Raw genomic sequence first — 18,202 nt, forward strand, 5'->3', positions numbered from 1 at the left:
TGTATGCTTTATTTTAGAAGATATATACTTTTTTGCCAATTAGGGACACGCCCTAATAATATTAGGGAAGCCAAGTAGCGAACGCAACTCGCGAATGCCTTGCGCTAAATGATTGCGACTACGCACGACGATATGAATAATGGTGTCGCTGCTACGCACGTCGACCTTTTCGACCCCGATATTTAACTGGCGCAGATGATAAATCACTTCACTGATTTGCTCGTCGCTTAGAGCAATAGATAGTTTTAAGTAAGCAGGGAAGCGGATTTTGCTGTTATGTTCCCCGGATGAGTCGCCTTGCTTAATGGCTTTATCATTGCGCCAGCGCAGTTGGATAACTTGATAAGGATTGTCTTTACGGATATCGTCTAACGAAAAGCACTTATGGCGATGCACAACCAGACCATGACGTGATAAATGGCCAACGATAGGGTCGCCATAAATCGGATGACAACAATTGGCAAAATCAAGCTCAACGCCTGAAGCGTTGACAATCAATTGTTGCGGTTGGGTCATATCATCAACGCTTTCTTGCGATTGCATATCACTGACTTCATCGCTAAACAAACGGGTGACCACCAGTTGCGGCAGCAGCGTGCCCGAGCTGATTTGCTCAAACAGCGCATTTTTTTCTGTTAGACCCCGCCATTCGGTCAGGTTTTTCCAATCGCTTTCGGTCAAATCATCGAGGCTTTTCTGATAGGTTTTTAGCGCGCGGTCTAAAGCCTCTCTGCCATGATGCTGTTTATCTGCAGGCGATAAGTCTTTAAACCAACGTAAAATCTCCACGCGGGCTTTATTGGTCACCACAAAGCCGAGCCATTCCGCTTTTGGTTCAGAATGACTGCTGACTTCAATCTCGACCAACTGCCCGTTTTTCAGCACCGTCCCGAGTTTTGCATGCTTGTTATCGACATTGGCACCGACCGCGACATTGCCCACCATAGGGCCGACGGCGTAAGCAAAGTCTAGGGCTGTGGCGCCTTGTGGCAGCTCATAAGCGCGGCCTTGCGGGCTGTAGCAGATGATTTTACTCGAGTGTAGATAATCCATCAGCTCATTAATAGTAGAAACGGCCGCGGAAAAATCAGGACTGTCGGCATCTAACGTGTCTTCGTCAACCAAGTCTTTCATATTACGCAGTGATGCTTGAATAACCGACTGGCTGACATCGGAGGCGTGTTCGGCACCAATAACGCCAAGCCTTGCCGCGTTTTGCATTTGCTTGGTTAAGATGGTGACTTTAACAAAATCATTGTCACGCTCATAAATAAGGGTGAGCGACTGATTGCCACCGGGCAGCGGACGCCGAATGTTATCGGCGATATGACTGTCATCAATCTGATATTTTTTAATGAGATAATAAGCGAGCTTGTCACAAGCTTCGATGTTATCAAGCACAATCTCAAACGCATAATGGCGCAGTAGCGCATTGATTTCACCGCGATTACGGAAAAACTGCCGGAAGATAACCACGCGATTGTCTAAAACTTTGACCATGCCATTCAGATCAAGGTTGTTTAGCACAATGCTCAAGTAGCGATGAATGGCTTCTCTTTGAAAATTACGCCCAAGTCCATGTTGCAGCAGCTTATCAGACAGCTTGTTATACATATCAGAATCAAGATTACGATAACAAAGCACTTCGATATAATCGGCAATGTCATTGAGGCCCATCAAGCGCGCAAAAGGTACATAAAAATCTAACGTTTCTTGTGCAGTAGTTCGCTGTTTTTCGGGGCGTACCGCATCGAGCGTCGACATATTGTGCAAGCGGTCAGCCAGTTTAATAATCAAGACGCGCGGGTCAGCAAGGGTAGCGGTCAAGATTTTATGAAAGGTGGCGGCTTTGTTTTCTTGCTTGTTATGGGTTGATGATTTTAATTTGGTCACGCCATCGACCAGTCTGGATACTATTTTACCGTAACGCTGCTCAATATCTTCAGCGGTAACCTCGGTATCTTCTACCGTATCATGAAGGATTGCTGCAATAATGGTATCGCGATCCAAGCGAAAGCCTGCCAATATTTCGGCGACGGCAATCGGATGCGTGATATAAGGCTCCCCTGATTTACGCTTATCTTTGATATGCGCTATATCACCGAACTCACAGGCATCAATAATATCACTACGTTCAGCCGCAGTGAGATAACCTACTGAGCGCAGCAGGTTGTATTGAGCATCATCAACTAAAGGATGACTGAGTTTGGGCAAGGTTTGAGTCATAAGGTGGTAATCCTATTTTCCAATACCTATTTATCAGTTCAGGACGGTTCGTCGGCTACGGACTTTTAATGGGTTCAGGACTGTTGGGTAAATGATAGCTGGATGAATAAGCGGCGGTTATGCAAAAGAGTAAGCTATTAGGTCAAAGCATACTAACTTAAAACGCACAAAGCGAAAAGAGGGCAGACCACCCTCTAATTAATCGTAAATCGTTCTCAATGTCAACTCTTATGCGCGTAAGTCAGGCAGAAAATAAAAAATTCTACCTGAGTGATATGATTTTCGCTATAAATGGTCGCAAAAATTGGCAAGCGTTTGGTGTTATCAGTCGTTTCATAACCAAAAAACCACAGCCGATGCTGTGGTTCTTATCTTTTAGTAATGTCAGCACGGAATAAAGTGGTCGTGCTTATTGCTAAAAGTTAGGCTTTACTAAAAACAGCTCTGTATTAAAAGCTATGATCGCCCGACAAAGCCAAATCTAATGAGCTTGTCGCAAAGTTATGCTCTGGCTGATTTAAAATATCACGGGTGATTTTGCCGGCAGCAATTTCACGTAATGCCAAGACCGTAGGCTTGTCGTTATCGACGTCAACCATCGGCTCAGCGATACCTTTGGCCAATTGACGGGCGCGCTTACTGGCGACCAAAATCAGCTCAAAGCGATTATCAACATTATCCAAACAATCTTCAATCGTCACTCGTGCCATAAATAGCTACCTCGGTTGTTTTTATCAGTCACAGCATATGGCTGCCACTCAATAAAAATAATATCAAAAATATAAAAGGGGGATAGCTGGACATTATAGCATTTTTTGCTTAGACGCGTAGTTGCTTTTTATATCTGCTGTTAGTTATACGAAAATCGAGATTTTTCACTTTTAAGCTTTCTTTTCCCTAAGTGTTTTTTGCTTATTCGTCGACTTGGCTATTTAGCAAATTGGCAATAGTGCGATGATAGCGCTGCTGTTGGCGTTTAAGGGTTTGTCTATCGGCGACGATAATGGCTTTTAGCTCGGTTAACGCCACTTCAAAATTGTCATTAATCACCACAAAATCAAAATGTACATATTGCGCCATCTCAGTGACCGCGCCCGCTAAGCGCTGCTCGATGACTTCCATGCTGTCCTGCGCACGCGTCGATAAGCGCTGACGTAAAGTTGCTAAACTTGGCGGCAAAATAAAAATCATCGTTGCATCGGTAAATATTTTTTTGACTTGTAGCGCCCCTTGCCAATCAATCTCAAGGATAACATCGACGCCTGCCTCTAGCTGCGCGCGCACGCTTTGCTCTGATGTGCCATAATAATTGCCAAACACTTCGGCATGCTCTAAAAACTTGCCTTCGCCGATAGCCGTGACAAATTTATCAACGTCGGTAAAATGGTAATGCTGACCATCAATCTCACCGGGACGCGGTGCGCGCGTGGTGTGCGACACGCTAACGGTCAAGTCGTTGGTGGTGGCCAGTAGCTGTTTGACCAGTGAGGTTTTGCCCGTCCCTGAGGCGGCGGTAATAATAAATAATGAACCTGTCATACGGTTTTTCCTAATGGATAGTTTGCTAATGTAAGGTGCCACAATGGAATAGGTACTAGTAAAGTATGCGCTAATAAAAAGCTAAAAACGGCGCAAATAAGTGTTGAGCTGGTAAAAACAAAAAACGCCATCAAGTATGGCGCTATAAAGTTGTATTGATTTCTCATTGATACGTCATTATAAACTGCTTGGCGCGCTTTTATTTAATTCGCGCAAGCTTTTTAGCACTTAATCTTATTTATTGTCTGTTTTTGCATTAAAAGGCTCTGTGTCAATGAACGTTAATGCTCAGTTCATTTGAAACAGGGCTATTTTCAAAGGCAATAAAAGCAAATTATGCTAAAGTAGAGCATGGATGTTATCCCAAGTTTTGAGGTTAAGCAGTTTGACGTTAAGCTTTAACCATAAATTATCTAATGATAGGCCCTCTTATGCAAATTTATCTTGCCAATCCACGTGGATTTTGTGCTGGTGTGGATCGCGCGATTGCGATAGTGAACGAAGCATTGACACGTTTTGAGCCACCCATTTATGTGCGTCATGAAGTCGTGCATAACAAATTTGTGGTCTCAGATTTGGCCAATCGCGGCGCGGTTTTTGTCGAAGAGCTGCACGAAGTGCCGGATGGTTCAATCGTGATTTTCTCAGCGCATGGTGTCTCAAAGGCGGTCGAAGATGAAGCAGAGCGCCGTGATTTGACCGTATTTGACGCCACTTGTCCATTGGTTACCAAAGTACATATCGAGGTGGCACGATTTGCCCAAGACGGGATGGATGCGGTATTGATTGGTCACGCAGGACACCCTGAGGTTGAAGGCACTATGGGGCGTTTTAATCGTCGCCACGGCGGGCAAATTCATTTGGTCGAAAATGAAAGCGATGTTGAGGCTTTAAATGTGCAAAACGCTGAGCATTTGGCTTTTGTAACCCAAACGACTCTTTCGATGGATGATACCGCGCGCGTTATTGATGCGCTGCGTGAAAAATTCCCCAGTATTCAAGGCCCACGCAAAGACGATATTTGCTATGCCACCCAAAACCGCCAAGATGCGGTCAAAGATTTAGCCGGTCGTTGTGAAGTGGTGTTGGTGGTTGGTTCGCCAAACTCGTCAAACTCTAATCGCTTGCGTGAGTTGGCTGAGCGTATGGATTGCCGCGCCTATCTGATTGATAATGCCACTGAGATGGATAGAAACTGGTTTGATGGCATTCAAAGTGTTGGCGTTACTGCTGGCGCGTCTGCGCCTGAGATATTAATCCAAGAAGTGCTACAACAATTGCAAGATTGGGGCGGAGATTTACCAAGTGAGCTGTCAGGTATCGAAGAAAACGTGACCTTTAGCTTGCCAAAAGCGCTGCGAATTCCGGTCACGCAAGTAGGTAAATAGCATGAATAAGCAGAAAAAAGGCTTTGTGTTAGCAGAAGCGACGCTTGATGAGATTAATAAACAATTAAAAATTAATCTGTTTACCATCGTTGTGCTGATTGTCATGCTAGTGCTGAACACTGCGCAATTTATGAAAGATTATAGTGTCTTATATGGCGCGCTTATCGCTGTCATGGCGTTTTTTCTATTTATAATGGCCAAAAGTCGCACCATGCTTATGATGAGAAAACAACAGCTTACCAAGTAAATGCTAAAGGTAAATTAAATATAACCGTTATTATGAAAGACCAACCTATTAAAGTGGTCGAGAATACAGCATTAATAAAGAAGATTAGATTAAGGATGTTCATGCAAGCTTATTATCAGTTTATCAAACGCGAGCAGCTAGAAGGTGGCGTTAGCGTTGCCCATTATCAGCCAACCAAACATGCACAAGGCGCTTGGAATGAACACGAGCAGCATATGGCACCAGCGACTGGCCTGCTGACCGCTGAGCTTGAAAGTTATGCGCCGCAAGCAAATATGCGTATCGCTCGTATCAGTCTGGATATTTTAGGCTTGATACCGCTTGATGAGTTTACCGTTACCACGCGTTGTATCCGTCCGGGTAGAACGATTGAGCTAATTGAGGCGGTCATGAGCAGTCGTGGCCGTGATGCCATTATCGCCCGTGCTTGGCGACTGCTGACCCAAGATACTAGTGAGATTGCCGGACTTGAAGATCAAAAAGCGCTGTATCAGCCTGAGGATTTGCCTGTTTGGGATGGTATGAAAGGCTGGCCGGGCGGTTTTATCGAAAGCGTCCACTTGGTTGCCGAGCCCGACCGCCGTGCTGGTCGTGGTATGGTATGGATTACCAATGATGTTGAGATGGTAGAAGGCGAAACGACTGACGATTTGGTACATCTAATGGGGATGGTCGATACCGCCAATGGCGTCGTGCCACGCTTGGGACTCGGCTTATCAAAATTGCAATGGATGTTCCCCAATACGGATTTGCAAATCCATATGCATCGCGCGCCAAAAGGGCGCTGGCTTGGCATCGAAGCGGTGCAACAATACGGCGATGACGGTATTGGACTGACCAGTGCCGTGCTGCATGATGTGCACGGGCCGTTTGGTCGTAGTGAGCAAATCTTGACTATCCGCCCTATGCCGCGTTAATTTTAGTTATTGAACAACTATGCGTTAAATAAGTATGGGTTAAACATTAAACAACGAGCAACCAAACGTAACGTTATCAAAGTTGCAACTTGCCCTGTCAAATGGTATTTAGTTCATAACGTTAGGCTATAAAAATTTTGTTATCTAATTATATAAAATAAATCAAAAGTATGTGATTAATTTATTATACAAATAATTGAAAATCGGTTGTAATGGAATACCACAACGAGGCAAGGTGATTCAAAACTGCTATGATGGGTTTTGATAGTGAAGGTTACCTTTCACTTTATCCTTGCAACAACGATAACTAAAGGAATATGACCATGAACGATATGAACGATAAAAAATGCCCTTACGATATGACGCCGTTGACCATGAGTAATGGCGCGCCAGTGGTTGATAATGAAAATAGTAAAACCGCGGGCAAACGCGGTCCTCTACTCGCAGAGGACTTATGGCTTAACGAGAAGCTTGCTGATCTAAACCGAGAGGTTATTCCTGAACGCCGTATGCACGCCAAAGGTTCGGGCGCGTTTGGTACTTTCACTGTCACCAATGACATTACTCAATATACGCGTGCTGATATTTTTAGCGAAGTGGGTAAGCAAACGGAGATGTTTGCGCGCTTTAGTACGGTGGCAGGTGAGCGCGGCGCTGCTGATGCTGAGCGTGATATTCGCGGTTTTGCCCTAAAATTCTATACCGAGCAAGGCATTTGGGATTTGGTCGGTAATAATACGCCGGTATTTTTCGTTCGTGACCCGCGCAAATTTCCAGATTTAAACAAAGCGGTCAAACGTGACCCACGTACCAATATGCGTTCGGCAACCAATAACTGGGACTTTTGGACGTTATTGCCAGAATCTTTGCACCAAGTCACCATTACCATGAGCGACCGAGGTATCCCAGCCTCTTATAGACATATGCATGGCTTTGGCTCGCATACGTATAGCTTTATCAATAGCGACAATGAGCGTTTTTGGGTCAAATTTCATTTCCGTACTCAGCAAGGTATCAAAAACTTAACCGATGCCGAAGCCGCTGAAATCATCGCCTCGAATCGTGAAAGCCATCAAGAAGATTTGCTCAGTGCCATCGACAATGGCGATTTTCCAAAGTGGAAAATGTACGTGCAAATCATGCCAGAAACCGATGCCGATAAAGTGCCTTATCATCCGTTTGATTTGACCAAGGTATGGCCAAAAGGGGATTATCCGCTGATTGAAGTTGGCGAGATTGAGCTTAATAAAAACTCAGACAATTATTTCTTAGACGTCGAGCAAGCGGCTTTTGCGCCGAACAATCTCGTGACTGGCATCAGTGCCTCACCAGACCGTATGCTACAAGCGCGTCTCTTTAGCTACGCCGATGCTCAGCGTTATCGCGTTGGCGTCAATCACAAGCAGATCCCAGTCAATAAACCACGTTGTCCGGTGACCAGTAACCACCGCGACGGTCAAATGCGTGTCGATGATAACTACGGTGGTCGTCCACACTATACGCCAAACAGCTTTGAGCAGTGGCAAGATCAGCCGCAGTACGCTGAGCCAGCTTTAAAGATTGATGGCTACGCAGCGCATTACGATTTCCGTGAAGACGATAGTGATTATTTTAGCCAGCCGCGCGCACTGTTTAACCTAATGAACGATGAGCAAAAGCAAGTGTTGTTTGATAATACCGCCCGCGCGATGGGTGATGCGCTTGATTTTATTAAATATCGTCATATTCGCAACTGTAACTGGTGCGACCCTGCTTATGGCGTAGGCGTTGCCAAAGCCCTTGGCATGAGCGTTGAAGACGCTATGGCAGCACGTGAGAATGATCCTGCTCGTCATTTACCTAGCTGTTTATAATCTCTGTAGAAAATAAAAACGATAGAATTTAGCTGTTCTATATTTATCTAAAAACACCGCCTTAGGAAACTGGGGCGGTTTTTTTTATGCTTAATTATTTTTTTAGCTTAGTTTAGCCTATTTGATCTTGAAATTTTTACCCGTGCCCCTATCTGATTAGGCAGCCTAGCAGTATTTACAGCGCCTTCTTGCTAAGCAAATTTAGTAATTAGATTGGGTAATCAAATTGGCTAAACTGCTAGTATTTGAAAATTTGTGATTTATGCGTGCTGGTAACAGCATTTTTGGTATCAATAATAGGAGTTTTTATGAGTGAACAGACCCAAGCGGATAATAAAAACGCTAATGACATCAATATTAATAAAGACAGCCCAGAATTAAAAAAACACAGTTTTGAAGCAGAAGTGGCGCAGCTGCTGCATTTGGTGACGCATTCGCTTTATTCTAATGCCGATATTTTTGTGCGTGAATTGGTTTCGAACGCATCGGACGCTTGCGACAAATTGCGCTTTGAAGCGACCAATGACGACAGTCTTTATGAAGATGACGGCGAGTTAAAGATTCGTATCGCTGTCGATGAAGATGCCAAAACCATTACCTTTATCGATAACGGCATCGGTATGAATGAAGCCGACGCCATCGAAAACTTAGGAACGATTGCCAAATCTGGTACTAAGGCTTTCCTCGACAAATTGTCTGAATCGCAAAAGCAAGATGGACAATTAATTGGTCAATTTGGGGTTGGTTTTTACTCTGGATTTATCGTGGCTGATACCATTAGCGTTGAGTCACGAAAAGCGGGCGAGCCTGCCGATAAAGGTGTACGCTGGGTTTCAGACGGCACCGGTAGCTTTACCGTTGAGCCAATTACCAAAGAGACGCGCGGTACCAGCATTACTTTGCATCTAAAAGAAGAGTACAGCGAAGGCGAAGATAATTATCTAGACCGCGGCAAAATCAAGCGTTTGGTCAATAAGTACTCAGACCATATTAGCTTGCCGATTCAGATGCGTAAAGAAGTCTGGCAAGAAGATGTGAAAGAAGAGGGCGACGACAGTGACGCGCCAGCAGGCGGTCAGATGGTCTTGACCGACGAGTGGGAAACCATTAACAAAGCCAGTGCGCTTTGGACCCGCTCAGCATCTGAGGTTGAAGATGATGAGTATGTCGATTTTTATAAAAACATCACTTATGACATGGATGCGCCGCTAACATGGACACACAACCGCGTTGAAGGTCGCGTTCAGTATACCCAGCTTTTATATATTCCGAAAAAAGCGCCGATGGATTTATACACGCGTGAGCAGCAGCACGGCTTAAAGCTTTATGTGAAGCGCGTCTTTATTATGGACGATGCTGAGCAATTGCTGCCGATGTATTTGCGTTTTGTGAAAGGGGTCATTGATTCAGCGGATCTGCCGCTTAACGTCAGCCGCGAAATCTTGCAAGAATCGCGCGATGTTAAATCTATCCGAGATGGTAACGCGCGCCGTATTTTGACCTTGCTAGCGAGCCTTGCTAACAGCGAAGATAGCGATAAACAAGAAAAATTTGCCCAATTCTATAGCGAATTTGGCGATGTGATTAAAGAAGGCCTTGGCGAGGATATGGGCAATCAAGAGCGTATTGCCAAATTGCTGCGTTATGCCACTAGCACCAACGACAAGGTTGAGATCAGCTTTGAAGATTATAAAGGTCGTATGATTGACGGACAAAAAGCCATCTATTATCTGACGGCGGATAATTTAGCAGCTGCTAAAAACAGTCCGCAGCTTGAGCTGTTTAAGAAAAAAGGCATCGAAGTTATCTTGATGACCAGCCGTGTTGATGAATGGGCGATGAACTTCTTGACCCAATTTGATGGCACGCCGCTGCAAAATATCGCTAAGGGTGCGGTTGATTTAGGCGACTTGCAGGACGAAGCCGAAAAAGCTGAAGCTGAAAAAGCGCAAGAGACCATGAAGCCTGTCGTTGATAAGCTAAAAACAGCACTTGGCGCGCGCGCAAAAGACGTTAAAGTCTCAACGCGTTTGGTTGATAGTCCAGCGTGTCTAGTCATTGGTGAAGGTGAGCTGTCACCGCAAATGATTCAGATGCTGAAGCAAATGGGTCAAGATGTACCAGAAAGCAAACCAACGCTTGAGGTCAATCCTGACCATCCACTGATTAAAAAGTTAGAGAGTAGCGAGCAGTCTGACGACAATTTTGACAAGCTGGCGCAGGTCATTTTTGACCAAGCGTTACTTGCCGATGGCGGTCAACTAGAAGATCCAGCCGCTTATCTAAAACGCGTCAATGAGCTATTGATGCGATAATAATTGCTGCTTAATAAAAGGAGGTCTTGATTTTAAGGCCTCCTTTTTTAATGGATTGTCAATCAACGTTTAGAGTAATTTTTCGGCAGTTTTTACAAATCAGCCTTATCCTCTTGAGCGACAATCCGTTACAATCGCGATAGATTAGCGAGCTAAAATATTAAGTTAGATTTCTCGCTTTTCAATCCTATTTTATCGTCAAATAATAATAAATTGGCGTTATTTCTCTCGACTGGCTAGAGGTCTAAGTCTTTGTCACTTGCGTCATTAAAAACCGTATCGCTTCAGCGCTTCTCGCTCAATTTCGCGGCCAATATTATTGCCACCTTGTGGATGCTGGTCGGGTCGACGCGGGCGTTCTCTTGGGTAAAACCCACCTTTATCCAGTTTGCGGTATTCGCCATATTGGCACTGGGTAGTAATGTCCTATTCTCGTGGTTAGCCGCCGCAAATGGTAGCGTCTTTAATGAGCAAGGATTGGTCAGCTATTTAATTTGGCCAATGATTATTTTGCTCGGCGGTATTATTTTAGCTCGCCGCGCTGGTAACCAAGCGCTGGTTTTTGTGCCTGTCATTTTATGGCTGGTTGCTGATACGCTATCAGCGTTACTGCAAAGCCTGGTACAGTTTTTTGGCAGCTATGGGTGGTTGCCAAGTTGGAGTTATTCTTTTTTACCTATTTTATTTTTAGTGCTGTTTTTATGGCAGACACTCGCTTTATTATGGATATTTTTCCGTCGCCTGCGCATTTCTTGGTGGGAGAGAATCATCGTCTTAGTAGGGGCAGTGGCATTATTGACCATTTGGCAGCGCAACGTCGCCGACCAGCCGATATTTAAGCAAATTCCTGTTGAGCCAGTACTAGAAGAAGCGGCTTTGTACGAGCAGCCGCGATTATTGCAGCAAGCTTTAGACCGTATCGACCCGAGTATACCCGGTAAAAGCGACTGGTATTTTATGGGCGTGGCAGGATTCTCAGAACAAAACGTCTTTCGTTCTGAGATTAATAAAGTGCGTGAATTGTTTGACGTGCGCTTTGGTACCAGTGGCCATTCGCTGGCATTGATTAATAATAACTATACGTGGCTAGATGAGCCAATTGCGACAAAAACCAGTATTTTGCGCGGGTTAAAAACCATCGGTCAGCAAATGAATGCTGATGAAGATGTATTATTTCTTACCCTATCGTCACATGGTGATGAGAATGTTATTCAACTGGCAAATCCACCATTAGCGATGGATAATTTAGATGCCACGTGGCTGCGTGAAGCGTTAGATGCGTCCGGTATCCGCTGGCGAGTGATTGTGGTGTCGGCGTGCTATTCAGGCTCATTTATCGATGAATTGGCATCACCAACAACGGTAATTATTACCGCCTCCGCCGCTGATAAAATGTCATTTGGCTGCACCAATAGTGCTGAGATGACTTACTTTGGACAGGCTTTCTTTGCGGAGAGTTTGCGCGAAAACACCAGTTTTTCTGATGCGTTTAAAGATGCCGCTTACCGCGTGCAAGAACGTGAGCTCTATATGGGTTTTGAGCCATCAGAGCCGCAGATGGTCATTGGTAGCTTAATGGAAACCGCGCTGCCAGCATTTGAGCAAGTACTGTTTGCTAAAACCCGCCCAGCACTCGCCAATATGACTAATCAGCCGAATTCTGTTAAGGTTACTCAAGCTCCTGATACGGCAAACATAATCGATAATCTGCCTGAAAATGACTAAGGCCTGCTGATAAATTAGATTTATGTCGCTACTAAGGCGCGCTTTTTGAACTTTTAAAATACTACTCGAGTGACCGACTGTCTTTAATTGACTTTACTGAATTACTTGTCTTTAACAGTTTGCTTGCTAATAGTAAGGATGGGCAGTTGTCACTCAGCGCTTATTTCGTCTTGGATAAAAAGGATGTCACTTATGAATAATTCTTATAAACACAGTTTGTCTACCAACTCAAAGATTGAGCAAATCAGCGTCAATCGCTGCTTCGATGGCGAGCAGCATTATTATCGTCATGAGTCCACCGCGACCAAAACGCCGATGACCTTTAGTATTTATCTGCCAGATGAAGCGCTGGCTGGGCGCCGTTGTCCGGCTGTTTTATATCTCTCGGGTTTGACCTGCAATGCCGATAACGTCACCCATAAAGCGCATTTTCAACAAAAATGCAGCGAGCTTGGCATGATATTTATTGCGCCGGATACTTCTCCTAGAAGTCATGACGCACACGAGGTCGCAAACGATGAGCGTTATTTTGTCGGGCAGGGCGCAAGCTATTATGTCGATGCGACGCAAGCACCGTGGGCAGAACATTTTAATATGCAAAGCTATATCGTTGATGAATTATACGATTTACTGCGCTCAGAGTTTCCGATTGATAGTATCGGCATCACAGGCCACTCGATGGGCGGTCATGGGGCGTTACTATTGGGCTTTAAGTTCCCAAGTAAGTTTGTCAGTGTCTCCGCCTTATCGCCTGTTTGTGCTGCCAGTGAGTCGGCATGGGGGCAGGCCGCTTATGCAGAGTACTTCGGCGATGATAAGTCGCTATGGGCGCAAGCGGACGCCTCACAGATGATTGTAGAAGTCGGCCAGCAGTATGCCAGTATTTTGGTCGACCAAGGCGCGGCTGATAATTTTTTAGCAGAAGGTCAGCTGCAAACGCCTAAGCTACAAGCAGCGTGTGACAAGGCCAAGCAGCCATTGACGTTACGCTATCAAGCCGGTCATGACCACAGCTATTACTTTATCCAAACAGTGATTAATGACCACATCGAACACCACTGGCGTATGGCGCAAATGGGCTAAGCCTGTCCAATAATATCTGTCTACAAATAATAGCCGTCTAATAGCTGAGCGTATCGTCTGTCATATAACTTGACAGAGCGTTACGCTGATTATTTAATCAAGCGCCTTTACTGTTATAAAATAGATCGGTACAAAACAGATTGGTGCAAAATAGAGCGAGCTTGCCAATAGGCAAAACTTTTTTAAAGGTAAGTTTTATGATGAATAATCTGATAGCGCCATCGAAGACAAATCTGACTAATCGACAGCAGGCGGCTCAATTATCGCTGGCCGCGATGCAAGCGGATATGGCTGATATGAGGGCGGCTTTAAAAAATAAGCAGCAAGCTAATATGGTTCAAAAAGATAATGTCAAATCAGAAACTCGCAAAGTAAAGTCAGCTAATGCAGCTAATATTAACGCGCTTGATGCCGTGCAATTATCGCGGGTGATAGAGATGGCGTGGGAAGACCGAACACCGTTTGAAGCGATAGCGCACAGCTACGCACTAAACGAGACCGCAGTCATTAAGCTGATGCGCCAAGAGTTAAAGCCGTCGTCTTTTCGCCTATGGCGACGGCGTGTCACCAGCCGTGTGACCAAGCATCAAGCAAAGCGTCCGTTTGATGTCGGTCGCGCGTATTGTAAGAGCCAATATAAACCGCGCTAACGTTTTTTTAAAACGGCTCATTTAAAACCAATCGTTTAATAAGTGTAGTATCTAAATACCAATTCCAGTGATTAAAAGCTTTTTTATTAAATGTTTATACCAACCCAAATAGGTAGCTCAACTATGACTAGCCCAGCCAAACCTTATCTTATCGCGCCTTCTATTTTATCAGCTGACTTTGCCAGACTTGGTGAGGAGGTCGAAAAGGTATTGGAGGCGGGCGCTGATGTCATCCATTTTGATGTGATGGACAATCACTATGTGCCTAACCTAACCTTTGGTAGCATGATATGTCAGGCGCTGCGTGACTATGGTATCGAGGCGCCGATTGATGTCCATCTTATGGTATCGCCAGTCGATAGCATGATCGAGCAGTTTTTAGAGGCGGGTGCGAGTATTATCACCTTCCACCCAGAAGCCAGCGCCCATATTGACCGCTCTTTGCAGCTGATTAAAGATAGCGGTGCTGAATGTGGCTTGGTCTTAAATCCAGCAACACCGCTGCATTATTTAGATTATGTGATGGACAAGGTTGACCAAATCTTACTGATGAGCGTCAATCCAGGCTATGGTGGGCAGTCATTTATTGATGGTACCTTAGATAAAGTGCGCCAAGTCCGTCAGCGTATCATTACCAGTGGTCGCGATATTAGACTAGAAGTAGATGGCGGCATTAAAGCGAGTAACATCCGCGCGATTGCCGAAGCGGGGGCTGATATGTTCGTCGCTGGTTCCGCTATTTTTAATCAAGAAGATTATAAATCTGCCATCGACGCTATGCGCGCCGAATTAGCCTTGGCAAATGGTTATTAATCCCCATTTATAACTATTAGTATGAGTGTTAAGGTTATAACGATGGACTCGATAAGCCATATAAAGGTGAAATATGAACACGCAAAAGCCCATTAACTCGTCAGTATCGCCTGAGCCTATAAAAGAAAAACAGTCGCAAGCCCCAAGCTTAGTACCTAAGGGTATCACTATTGGCATGGCAGCTTTTGCCTTGGTGCTTAGTCTCTCTGGTTATGGTTTTCGCCTGCTGATTGGCGATGATGTCGGAGAAGTGCTGCGTCATGCAGCAGTGATAGTGCCAGCCTTTATGATTGGTATTCCGCTATTTTTTTGGCTCGGTTCGCGCATTTTAAATAAGCTCAAAGGTTTGCATATCGCAAGCTGGAACGCTATTAGCTTGGGCTATTTAACCTCTTGTATAGCCATGCTTTGGTTAATGGGCACTTATAGCTAATAATTGGCTGATGTTAGCGCTTTAACATGGTTATCTTTTAAAACTTTGTCTTTATGGCATTCATCGATTTCTACTTTTTAATAAGTCGCGCTTTATGATGCGACTGGACACTTGCTAGTATGGCTACTTCCTCTAAGAAAATCACCGATATTATTTTCCCAAAAGACCTTCCAAACAGTTTGTTTATTTTGCTGATAATCGCCTGTTTGCTCTTAGGCTTATCCTACCTGCGCCATGGTACCGGACTGCAAGGCTGGCTACACGTCTTTGAAAATTGGCTACTCATGTTGCTTATTATTCCAACTGCCACCGCTACCGTAGCTTTACCGTTTAAATATCGCGACCCGTCGCTTGAGCTCAAGCAAATGTATTATCTGGGGATGTTTGTTGCTTTCTTATTTACCTTAGCGAAATTACGCTATTGGCGTTAATAGCGATTTAGCTCGTTCATAAGGTTGATAAGTAGTATTAAATAGCATTTAGGCAAAACACTTACGCGTCAGGCCTTGAATTGTCGGTGCAAAGCGTCCATTGTATAAGTAAGATAGTTTTGCCCGAATATCTGTAAAACTAAGATTTTATAAACGAAGTCAGCGCCTTTTTACAGACATAAAGCGGGATAATAAGGAAAAAATAGATGCCATACGATATTGATAATGAAATAGAAGTAGATAACGATAGTCGCGATCAGTTCGCTGGATTTGCTAAAGAAACCACGCTTGAGTTGGTTGAAGCAGCGGATGGCAAATTGCTGTTACGTGATGCCGAGGAAGAAGAAGCACCGCTGATGACCATCGATTTTTCTGATAAGCTGAAAGAAATACTAGGCAGCGATACCCAAGCGATTGGTCAGCACATGATTCATGCCGCGATTCAGGTCATTATGCAAAAACAGATGAGCCAGTGGCATGCCCATGTCTATGACAAAGAACCCACTCACTATAGCTAAGGCTAAACAGGCTGATGTCTTCTAAATTTATAGCTTCTAAATCTGTAAGAACGAAATATAGTAGCTGGTTAAAATAGTGTATGGTTGAAATGGTTGGTGGGTCAAAAACTGGCAATAAAAAAAGGGTTTATCTATTGATAAACCCTTTTTTTGTTCAAATAATTTAGTGATAAATTATTTGATTTTTGCTTCTTTAAAGATGACGTGCTGGCGTACTTTTGGATCAAACTTTTTGATTTCCATTTTACCAGGCATAGTGCGCTTGTTTTTGGTAGTGGTGTAGTAATACCCAGTACCAGCAGTTGATACTAATTTAATTTTATCTCTCATGATAGCTTTCCTGTAAATGAGGGGTCTTCAAACGATAGGTACGAGTGCAAAAAGGTCAGTTGCTACGAAGAACGTAGCCAAAAAGCAGCTTGGAAGGTGAAAATTATCGACCACTCAAGCTGCTTATCTTAACTTATACTTTTTGACCTTGTGCGCGTAGATCCGCTAACACTTTGTCGATACCAAGTTTGTCAATGATGCGCATACCTTTGGTAGACACACGTAGACGTACAAAACGATTTTCAGACTCTACCCAAAAACGATGGTTATGAAGGTTTGGTAGAAAGCGACGACGGGTTTTGTTGTTTGCGTGCGAAACATTATTACCCACCATAGGGCGCTTTCCAGTCACTTGGCAAACTCTAGACATGGCGAACTCCTAATCTATGAGGTATGAGGGATTCTCATACCAGTCTGGGCAAGTTGCACGTTTTTGCGGCATGGACACAGCAAGCGGCAGCTTTGCACCAAACAAAACTATTATGAAGGTTGAGCTGATATTACTGTCATCTAAAGGCAAATAACAGGCAAACCAATTCAGAAAATTTTAAAGCCGACATTTATACCATAAAACTAATGAATATTCAAATATTTTTATAATAATCGCCGCTTTAAACGATAGCTATTATACCCTGAATTGCGTGTGCTATGTGATTGATTATTTAATACTAAAGTTCGATTTTTTAGTTGTAAGTTATAACAAAAGTCAGTAAAGTTGCGGTTATATATTTAATACAATCTGTTAATACAAATGCTTTTAATGTAAGTCTACGTATCATTAGTATTCTATTATAAAGCCATGTAATGATTGTGTAAATTTCCTCAGATAAATTGCGTCTGCCGCGGAATTCAAAAATGTCATATAGCTCACTACCACCGACTTCTAAGTTATTTCAACTCACTTCTTTGACTTGTGCTTTAGCATTGGCAGGCTGTGGTGGTGGAGACGGTACCGATGTCGTTGCGCCTACACCTGATTTAGGAGTGAAGCCTGGCACTGGCGGCGGTAATAATAATGGCAGTGGTAATGGCGGTGTACAAACCCCTGTAGAGGATTTTAGTTTACAGAAACTCTATACTGATCCAGCTAATATTGAGCTGAGTGATGAGCCTGTTACATTTAATGTTACTGTTAAAGCAGTGGCAGCATCAGGCGGAGCGGCAATTAATAGGTCTGTGAGCTTGAGTGTTGATGACTCTATTAATACTGGTGTGACCATTCAAGGTGCGAGTGTTCAGAGTACCAATGAGAAAGGTGAAGCCACTTATGAGCTTCGGCTTAACCCACTAGTACTTAATGACGAACAGAAAGTAAACTTACTCGCTCATGGGTTTGGACTAAAAGCAACGGCTAAACAGCCGTCAAATGGCGCAACCATCACTCAAGTGTTGACCGTCCGCATCAGTAAAGAAGGCAGCGGTGATGGCACTCAAACAGTAGTCAGTACTCTTGATATCGACAATCGACTTCAAACAAGTTCAGTATCTAATAATAAGCTAAATCCTTACGGTGATACGGCTCAATTTAGCGTTATTCTCAAAAATGCGGATGGCGCACGCGCTGCAGACGTACAGGTTGGTATGGGAATTGATGATATCAAAGGGGTTGCTATTGCCGGAAGTAACAAAACCACTGATAGCAATGGCATGGCTACCTTTGACATTATTGTTGATAAAGGGGTGGTGTATCAGAAAGTATGCTGAGGAAATAAAAGGAGGAGTGACAGCCAGAGC

At 44.0% G+C, this 18,202-nt stretch carries 18 protein-coding genes; 13 read left to right on the forward strand and 5 right to left on the reverse strand.

Going from position 1 to position 18,202, the window contains the following annotated elements:
- Positions 1 to 39: 39 nt before the first annotated feature.
- The 3 genes from JFC07_RS11995 to gmk form a co-directional block, all read right to left on the reverse strand.
- Complete coding sequence (locus tag JFC07_RS11995; protein ID WP_198329125.1) at positions 40 to 2,226, reverse strand: RelA/SpoT family protein; 2,187 nt, start codon at positions 2,224 to 2,226, stop codon at positions 40 to 42.
- Positions 2,227 to 2,675: 449 nt separating this feature from the next.
- Positions 2,676 to 2,936 (reverse strand): DNA-directed RNA polymerase subunit omega, encoded by a 261-nt coding sequence (gene rpoZ / locus JFC07_RS12000; protein ID WP_068403827.1) that lies wholly within the window; start codon positions 2,934 to 2,936, stop codon positions 2,676 to 2,678.
- A gap of 202 nt (positions 2,937 to 3,138) precedes the next feature.
- Positions 3,139 to 3,765: a guanylate kinase gene (gene gmk / locus JFC07_RS12005; protein WP_144296645.1), complete on the reverse strand. Its 627-nt coding sequence runs from the start codon at positions 3,763 to 3,765 to the stop codon at positions 3,139 to 3,141.
- A gap of 431 nt (positions 3,766 to 4,196) precedes the next feature.
- Between gmk and ispH the strand changes: the two genes are divergently transcribed.
- The 12 genes from ispH (at position 4,197) to JFC07_RS12065 (ending at position 16,138) form a co-directional block, all read left to right on the forward strand.
- Complete coding sequence (ispH, locus tag JFC07_RS12010; RefSeq protein WP_068403830.1) at positions 4,197 to 5,153, forward strand: 4-hydroxy-3-methylbut-2-enyl diphosphate reductase; 957 nt, start codon at positions 4,197 to 4,199, stop codon at positions 5,151 to 5,153.
- 1 nt (position 5,154) lies between these two features.
- Complete coding sequence (locus tag JFC07_RS12015) at positions 5,155 to 5,400, forward strand: hypothetical protein (RefSeq protein ID WP_198329126.1); 246 nt, start codon at positions 5,155 to 5,157, stop codon at positions 5,398 to 5,400.
- Between the two features lie 101 nt (positions 5,401 to 5,501).
- Entirely contained in the window at positions 5,502 to 6,317 is an 816-nt protein-coding gene (locus JFC07_RS12020) for a thioesterase family protein (protein ID WP_198329127.1), read from the forward strand.
- 332 nt (positions 6,318 to 6,649) lie between these two features.
- A complete protein-coding gene (locus tag JFC07_RS12025; protein ID WP_068403854.1) occupies positions 6,650 to 8,170 on the forward strand; it encodes a catalase in 1,521 nt (506 codons plus the stop codon).
- Positions 8,171 to 8,478: 308 nt separating this feature from the next.
- Complete coding sequence (gene htpG / locus JFC07_RS12030; RefSeq protein ID WP_227514911.1) at positions 8,479 to 10,485, forward strand: molecular chaperone HtpG; 2,007 nt, start codon at positions 8,479 to 8,481, stop codon at positions 10,483 to 10,485.
- 252 nt (positions 10,486 to 10,737) lie between these two features.
- On the forward strand, positions 10,738 to 12,210 hold the full coding sequence (locus JFC07_RS12035) for a C13 family peptidase (protein ID WP_068403834.1): 1,473 nt from the start codon (positions 10,738 to 10,740) through the stop codon (positions 12,208 to 12,210).
- A 192-nt stretch (positions 12,211 to 12,402) separates the two neighbouring features.
- Positions 12,403 to 13,293: an S-formylglutathione hydrolase gene (gene fghA / locus JFC07_RS12040; protein WP_068403835.1), complete on the forward strand. Its 891-nt coding sequence runs from the start codon at positions 12,403 to 12,405 to the stop codon at positions 13,291 to 13,293.
- 332 nt (positions 13,294 to 13,625) lie between these two features.
- Positions 13,626 to 13,943, forward strand: a complete 318-nt coding sequence (locus tag JFC07_RS12045; protein ID WP_102077504.1) for a TIGR03643 family protein — start codon at positions 13,626 to 13,628, stop codon at positions 13,941 to 13,943.
- Positions 13,944 to 14,066: 123 nt separating this feature from the next.
- Complete coding sequence (gene rpe / locus JFC07_RS12050) at positions 14,067 to 14,756, forward strand: ribulose-phosphate 3-epimerase (RefSeq protein ID WP_068403837.1); 690 nt, start codon at positions 14,067 to 14,069, stop codon at positions 14,754 to 14,756.
- Between the two features lie 73 nt (positions 14,757 to 14,829).
- Positions 14,830 to 15,189 (forward strand): hypothetical protein, encoded by a 360-nt coding sequence (locus JFC07_RS12055; protein ID WP_068403839.1) that lies wholly within the window; start codon positions 14,830 to 14,832, stop codon positions 15,187 to 15,189.
- A gap of 119 nt (positions 15,190 to 15,308) precedes the next feature.
- Positions 15,309 to 15,620, forward strand: coding sequence for a hypothetical protein (locus JFC07_RS12060; protein WP_068403841.1), 312 nt, complete (start codon positions 15,309 to 15,311; stop codon positions 15,618 to 15,620).
- Positions 15,621 to 15,826: 206 nt separating this feature from the next.
- Positions 15,827 to 16,138 carry a hypothetical protein gene (locus JFC07_RS12065; protein ID WP_068403843.1) on the forward strand — a complete coding sequence of 104 codons (312 nt, stop codon included), beginning with the start codon at positions 15,827 to 15,829 and terminating at the stop codon, positions 16,136 to 16,138.
- A gap of 174 nt (positions 16,139 to 16,312) precedes the next feature.
- Here JFC07_RS12065 and rpmG read toward each other — a convergent pair whose 3' ends face one another.
- Both rpmG and rpmB read right to left on the reverse strand, forming a co-directional pair.
- The gene (gene rpmG / locus JFC07_RS12070; RefSeq protein ID WP_010201403.1) at positions 16,313 to 16,468 is read right to left on the reverse strand and encodes a 50S ribosomal protein L33; all 156 of its coding nucleotides are present in this window, start codon (positions 16,466 to 16,468) and stop codon (positions 16,313 to 16,315) included.
- Positions 16,469 to 16,601: 133 nt separating this feature from the next.
- Complete coding sequence (gene rpmB, locus JFC07_RS12075; RefSeq protein ID WP_057761372.1) at positions 16,602 to 16,838, reverse strand: 50S ribosomal protein L28; 237 nt, start codon at positions 16,836 to 16,838, stop codon at positions 16,602 to 16,604.
- Between the two features lie 485 nt (positions 16,839 to 17,323).
- On the opposite strand from rpmB, the gene JFC07_RS12080 reads away from it, so the two are divergent.
- Positions 17,324 to 18,172: a hypothetical protein gene (locus JFC07_RS12080; RefSeq protein ID WP_068403845.1), complete on the forward strand. Its 849-nt coding sequence runs from the start codon at positions 17,324 to 17,326 to the stop codon at positions 18,170 to 18,172.
- The last annotated feature ends 30 nt before the right edge of the window (positions 18,173 to 18,202 follow it).

The organism is Psychrobacter faecalis, from assembly GCF_016107575.1.
In the GTDB taxonomy this organism is placed as follows: domain Bacteria; phylum Pseudomonadota; class Gammaproteobacteria; order Pseudomonadales; family Moraxellaceae; genus Psychrobacter; species Psychrobacter faecalis.

What these genes read in the sequence shown, in the direction of transcription:
- JFC07_RS11995 (WP_198329125.1), bottom strand. Translation starts at nt 2,226, where the DNA reads ATGACTCAAACCTTGCCCAAACTCAGTCATCCTTTAGTTGATGATGCT.
- rpoZ (WP_068403827.1), bottom strand. Translation starts at nt 2,936, where the DNA reads ATGGCACGAGTGACGATTGAAGATTGTTTGGATAATGTTGATAATCGC.
- gmk (WP_144296645.1), bottom strand. Translation starts at nt 3,765, where the DNA reads ATGACAGGTTCATTATTTATTATTACCGCCGCCTCAGGGACGGGCAAA.
- ispH (WP_068403830.1), top strand. Translation starts at nt 4,197, where the DNA reads ATGCAAATTTATCTTGCCAATCCACGTGGATTTTGTGCTGGTGTGGAT.
- JFC07_RS12015 (WP_198329126.1), top strand. Translation starts at nt 5,155, where the DNA reads ATGAATAAGCAGAAAAAAGGCTTTGTGTTAGCAGAAGCGACGCTTGAT.
- JFC07_RS12020 (WP_198329127.1), top strand. Translation starts at nt 5,502, where the DNA reads ATGCAAGCTTATTATCAGTTTATCAAACGCGAGCAGCTAGAAGGTGGC.
- JFC07_RS12025 (WP_068403854.1), top strand. Translation starts at nt 6,650, where the DNA reads ATGAACGATAAAAAATGCCCTTACGATATGACGCCGTTGACCATGAGT.
- htpG (WP_227514911.1), top strand. Translation starts at nt 8,479, where the DNA reads ATGAGTGAACAGACCCAAGCGGATAATAAAAACGCTAATGACATCAAT.
- fghA (WP_068403835.1), top strand. Translation starts at nt 12,403, where the DNA reads ATGAATAATTCTTATAAACACAGTTTGTCTACCAACTCAAAGATTGAG.
- JFC07_RS12045 (WP_102077504.1), top strand. Translation starts at nt 13,626, where the DNA reads ATGGTTCAAAAAGATAATGTCAAATCAGAAACTCGCAAAGTAAAGTCA.
- rpe (WP_068403837.1), top strand. Translation starts at nt 14,067, where the DNA reads ATGACTAGCCCAGCCAAACCTTATCTTATCGCGCCTTCTATTTTATCA.
- JFC07_RS12055 (WP_068403839.1), top strand. Translation starts at nt 14,830, where the DNA reads ATGAACACGCAAAAGCCCATTAACTCGTCAGTATCGCCTGAGCCTATA.
- JFC07_RS12060 (WP_068403841.1), top strand. Translation starts at nt 15,309, where the DNA reads ATGGCTACTTCCTCTAAGAAAATCACCGATATTATTTTCCCAAAAGAC.
- JFC07_RS12065 (WP_068403843.1), top strand. Translation starts at nt 15,827, where the DNA reads ATGCCATACGATATTGATAATGAAATAGAAGTAGATAACGATAGTCGC.
- rpmG (WP_010201403.1), bottom strand. Translation starts at nt 16,468, where the DNA reads ATGAGAGATAAAATTAAATTAGTATCAACTGCTGGTACTGGGTATTAC.
- rpmB (WP_057761372.1), bottom strand. Translation starts at nt 16,838, where the DNA reads ATGTCTAGAGTTTGCCAAGTGACTGGAAAGCGCCCTATGGTGGGTAAT.
- JFC07_RS12080 (WP_068403845.1), top strand. Translation starts at nt 17,324, where the DNA reads ATGTCATATAGCTCACTACCACCGACTTCTAAGTTATTTCAACTCACT.